The following is a 4310-nucleotide window of genomic DNA, read 5'->3' as shown; positions in this document are numbered from 1 at the left end:
CCCCGACCTCCGGGACCACAACCCGGCGCTCTAACCAACTGAGCTACGGCCACCACGGTTCGAACGCGCGCCCGAGAGGACTCGAACCCCTAACCCGCTGGGTAGAAACCAGCTGCTCTATCCATTTGAGCTACGGGCGCAGGCTTCGAAGAAAGTGTAGCAGCGGGCCCGGAGGGCGCTTTCAGGAAACGCTTCGCGCCGTTCGCCGAACCAAGATCCCGCCGCCGACCGCGAGTACCAGGGTCGTGGCTGCCGGCCAGAGCAGCGATCCTCCACCCGTGCGCGGCAGCTCTTCTCCCTCGCCGGGAGACACCTCGGGCCCGGGGGCCGTCTCGGTCTCCGTCGCCGTCGGGAACAGCGGGGTCTCGGACTCCGTGGGGACCGGGCCGGGGAACGTGAAGGTCTCGGATGGGGTCGGGGAGGTGGTCGGGAGCGTCAGCGGCTCTTCGTCGTCTCCCTTGAGGAAAACGGCTCCGATCCCAACGGCGAGCAGCACGACGATCAGCCCAGCCAGGACGCGTTCCGACGTGCCCACGTTCAGGCCCTCCAGGTCAACGAATTACAGGCATGTAACTCTAGCATGGGAAGGAACGGCCGCAGCCCCGGCCGGCGGGCGGGAAGGTCGAGCGGGCGAAGGGAATCGAACCCTTATCACGAGCTTGGAAGGCTCGAGCTCTACCATTGAGCTACGCCCGCGGAGCCCGGCGCATCGTAGCATCGCCGCTGCGTCACGCTCCGCGAAGCCATCTCCGCTGGTTCTCGATCCGGCCCCGGAAAGGGGACTGGGGTGAGCCCTTGGCTCACCCCAGCGGGGGATGCACTCCCGCCTCGGGGGCGACGGAAGCATGATTGTCCATACCCTCAGCAGAAACGCTGAAACCTGGCGTGCGGGAGAAATCTGAACACCGAACCTGCGTTCGAAGATGGCGTCCGTCCTAACTTTTCCCCGACTCCGCTGATGGTCGGTAGGCAATGACCTCGACCGTTTCGAGGGTGACGAGTCCGTCGGCGATCATCTCGTCGAGGCTCGGCAGGATCGCCCGGATGTTCTCGTCAGTGTCCACGATCTCGATCAAGACCGGGAGGTCCTCCGATAGCCTCAAGATGCGCGCCGTGTGGAGATGGCTTTCAGCGCCGAACCCCTCGATGCCGCGCACAACCGTTGCCCCGGCGAGTCCTGCTTTGCGGACGGCCTCCACGATCGCCTGATAGAGCGGCTTGCCGTGCCAGGTGTCGGATTCTCCGATGAAGATGCGGAGCAACTTCCCGGTGCCTTCGAGTTTCATAGCGCCCTCCCGAGGGCCGTGCCCATATAGACGGCAGCGATCCCAGCCGCGACGCTCGCGCCGACGTTGATCGCGGCGAGCAGAACGGCTCCGTCTTCCCCGAGACGCATCGTCTCGAACGCGAAGGTGGAAAACGTCGTGTACGCCCCGACGAAGCCGATGGTCAATGTCGAGCGAAGCGCGGGGTGCGGCAAGAAGCGCTCCGTGAGCAGCGTGAAGACAAGCCCGAGAACGAAACAACCCGACACGTTCACAACGAGGGTGCCCCATGGGAATGCGCCGCGCGTGCGTGACGAAACCCATCCCTCAACTGCGTAACGGCTGACGGCCCCTGCGAACCCCGCGACGCCTATCCAGATCGTTCTCACTCAGCCCTCCCAAAAACGAAACGGCTCCCACCGCTTCGGTAGGAGCCATCAGCGGCCCGGAGGCCGCAGTTCGGGCGAGCCCCATCGCCCGGCGCAGAGGATAGGGCAGCAACGAGGCAAGGTCAACGCGCTAGGATCACCGGCTCCATGCGCTGGTGCTCTTAGGTCGCGAAGCCATTTCCGCTGCTAGTCGGGGCGGGCGGATTCGAACCGCCGGCCTCCTGCTCCCAAAGCAGGCGCGCTAACCAAGCTGCGCTACGCCCCGCCGATAACCCTTCTGTGCCCTGCCCTAGACCTGGATGACGCCGATCCCGGCGCCGCTTTGCAGCCAGCTGGCAACCAGCCCCTTCAGTGTGCGCCCGTCTTTCACTTCTCGCCAGAACAGGTCTACCTGGGGGGCCGGCTAATCTTTGTTGGGAACGATGTCGTGGAGCGCCACGACGCCACCGGGACGAACCATCGCGGAACCAGAACGATACCAAGCCCGCGGAGGCAGCCCGAGGCTAAGATACGGCCCCGCATGAAAACCACCGTTTCCCAGGAAGGCCCCACGAAGGTCCGCATCTCGGTCGAAGCGACTCCGGACGAGGTCGCACCCGCGGTCGAGCGCGCGTTCGAACGGCTCGCCGGCGAGGTGAAGGTTCCGGGCTTCCGCCAGGGCAAGGTGCCGCGCAAGGTCCTCGAGGCGCGGCTCGGCGCGGATCAGATCCGAGAGGCGTCCCTGCAGGAAGCCGTCCCGCTCCTCTGGCGTCGGGCGATGACCGAGAGCGATGTCTCGCCGATCTCGCTCCCCGACATCGAGGTTCGCTCCTACGACGACCGGGGGCTCGCTTTCGACGCGCTGTTCGAGGTTCGGCCGGAGATCAATCTCCCCGACTTCTCGCAGATCAGCGTCGAACGACCCCAGGCTGCCGTGACGGACGAAGAGCTCGACGAGCAGATCGTCCGCTTGCAGGACCGCTTCGCAACGCTCGAGACGATTACGCGTCCCGCGCACTCAGGGGACTTCGCGCTGATAGACCTCAAGGGATACGTCCACGACAAGGAGGTCCCCGAGGCGAGCGCGACCGACCTGCTCTACGAGGTGGGGTCGGAGCGGTTCGTCCCCGAGCTCGATCGCGAGCTCGAGGGGAAGCGGCAGGGAGACATCCTGAAATTCAACGCGACCCTGCCGGAAACGTACCCGGGGGAATCCGCGGGAAAAGAGATCACCTTCCAAGTATTGGTGAAAGAGATCAGGCAGAAGAACCTTCCGGCATTGGACGACGAGTTCGCCAAAACGGCATCGGAGTTCGACACGCTGGACGAGCTGCGCGCCGATGTCCGCACGCGGATCGAGGAACTGAAACGTGTTTCAGCCGATGCCGAAGTTCGGAACCGCCTCCTCGAGAAGGTCATCGAGCAAGCCAGCGTCCCGGTGCCCGAGGCCCTCGCCAACGACGAGATGTCTTACCGCGCTGCGCGGCTTTCCGACCAGCTACGCCACGCCGGCGTTTCGCTCGAGCAGTACTTGGAGCGAACCGGTCAAACCGAGGAGCAGATCACCGAGGACCTGCGCCGACAGGCCGAGCGGAACGTGGCGGCCCAGTTGATCCTGGACGAAGTCGGGAAACGCGAGGAGCTCGAGGCGTCGGAAGAGGATGTCCAAGCCGAGCTGCTCACACACGCCCAAGCGCTGCAGAAAGAGCCCGATGAGCTGCGCGAGAGCTTGGTCTCCGGCGGCCGGTTGGGGGCCCTCTCCGCTGATATCATCAGGCGGAAGGCGCTTGACCTGATCGTTGAGCGCGCCGAAGTGAAAGAAGAGTCAAAACCAGCCTAGAGCGTAGATCCCAAGCAGGAGGCACCCCGTGAAGAATTACATGGTCCCGATCGTCGTCGAGCAGACGAACCGCGGAGAACGATCCTTCGACATCTACTCGCGGCTTCTCAAGGAGCGGATCGTCTTCTTGGGCACCGAGGTCGACGACACGGTCGCGAACCTCATCATGGCGCAGCTGATCCACCTCGAAGCCGAGGACCCCTCGAAGGACATCTCGATCTACGTCAACTCGCCGGGCGGATCGATCACCGCGCTCTTCGCGATCTACGACACGATGCAGTACATCAAGCCCGATGTCTCGACCCTGTGCATGGGCCAGGCCGCCAGCGCCGCGGCCGTCCTGCTTGCCGCTGGCGCGCACGGCAAGCGGTACGCGCTGCCGCACGCGCGGATCCTCATCCACCAGCCGCACGGACAGGCCGGTGGTCAGGCGGTCGACATCGAGATCCAGGCACGGGAGATTCTCCGCTATCGGCGGCTTCTCGATGAGCTCCTCGCCGAGCACACGGGCCAGACGCTGGAGAAAGTTTCGAAAGACACGGATCGCGACTTCATCATGACCGCTGACGAGGCGAAAGCCTATGGTATCGTTGACGAGATCATTTCTTCCCGTAAAACACAGCAAGTAGCCGCTGCGGTTGGTGCGGCAAACGGTTCGTAAAACTCGATAAACCCGAAGAGAACGGGAGCCGGTGGTGGCCAAATTCGGGGATGGCGGCGACCTGCTGAAGTGTTCCTTCTGCGGGAAATCGCAGAAACAGGTAAAGAAGCTCATCGCCGGTCCCGGCGTCTACATCTGCGACGAGTGCATCGACCTCTGCAACGAGATCATCGAGG

6 protein-coding genes, 3 tRNA genes and 1 riboswitch are annotated in these 4310 nt (G+C 64.1%); of the genes, 3 read left to right on the top strand and 6 right to left on the bottom strand.

The features are described 5' to 3' along the window. Nucleotides 1-66: 66 nt before the first annotated feature. From WEB06_12190 to WEB06_12165, 6 genes are all read right to left on the bottom strand, one after another. Nucleotides 67-140 (bottom strand) — tRNA-Arg (locus WEB06_12190). A 41-nt stretch (nt 141-181) separates the two neighbouring features. Further along, the gene (locus WEB06_12185) at nt 182-535 is read right to left on the bottom strand and encodes a hypothetical protein (GenBank protein ID MEX2556376.1); all 354 of its coding nucleotides are present in this window, start codon (nt 533-535) and stop codon (nt 182-184) included. 90 nt (nt 536-625) lie between these two features. Then, nucleotides 626-696 (bottom strand) — tRNA-Gly (locus WEB06_12180). A gap of 239 nt (nt 697-935) precedes the next feature. Next, complete coding sequence (locus tag WEB06_12175) at nt 936-1286, bottom strand: DUF190 domain-containing protein (protein MEX2556375.1); 351 nt, start codon at nt 1284-1286, stop codon at nt 936-938. Next, a complete protein-coding gene (crcB, locus tag WEB06_12170) occupies nt 1283-1654 on the bottom strand; it encodes a fluoride efflux transporter CrcB (GenBank protein ID MEX2556374.1) in 372 nt (123 codons plus the stop codon). The genes WEB06_12175 and crcB overlap by 4 nt, the downstream gene beginning before the upstream one ends. Before the next feature lie 32 nt (nt 1655-1686). Then, nucleotides 1687-1752: riboswitch (Fluoride riboswitch) on the bottom strand. A gap of 92 nt (nt 1753-1844) precedes the next feature. Further along, nucleotides 1845-1919 (bottom strand) — tRNA-Pro (locus WEB06_12165). A gap of 255 nt (nt 1920-2174) precedes the next feature. Here WEB06_12165 and tig point away from each other — a divergent pair. The 3 genes from tig to WEB06_12150 form a co-directional block, all read left to right on the top strand. After that, the gene (gene tig / locus WEB06_12160; GenBank protein ID MEX2556373.1) at nt 2175-3473 is read left to right on the top strand and encodes a trigger factor; all 1299 of its coding nucleotides are present in this window, start codon (nt 2175-2177) and stop codon (nt 3471-3473) included. A gap of 28 nt (nt 3474-3501) precedes the next feature. Continuing rightward, nucleotides 3502-4134, top strand: coding sequence for an ATP-dependent Clp endopeptidase proteolytic subunit ClpP (gene clpP, locus WEB06_12155; protein MEX2556372.1), 633 nt, complete (start codon nt 3502-3504; stop codon nt 4132-4134). Between the two features lie 34 nt (nt 4135-4168). Continuing rightward, on the top strand, nt 4169-4310 hold a 142-nt coding region (locus WEB06_12150; GenBank protein ID MEX2556371.1), incomplete at its 3' end, for a ClpX C4-type zinc finger protein.

Source organism: Actinomycetota bacterium (genome assembly GCA_040905475.1).
In the GTDB taxonomy this organism is placed as follows: domain Bacteria; phylum Actinomycetota; class AC-67; order AC-67; family AC-67; genus DATFGK01.
The sequence above is the reverse complement of the archived record's forward strand: the minus strand, read 5'-3'. Positions and strand labels throughout refer to the sequence as shown.

Excerpts from the sequence above, each read along its gene's own strand:
- WEB06_12175 (MEX2556375.1), bottom strand. The coding sequence starts at position 1,286 with ATGAAACTCGAAGGCACCGGGAAGTTGCTCCGCATCTTCATCGGAGAA.
- tig (MEX2556373.1), top strand. The coding sequence starts at position 2,175 with ATGAAAACCACCGTTTCCCAGGAAGGCCCCACGAAGGTCCGCATCTCG.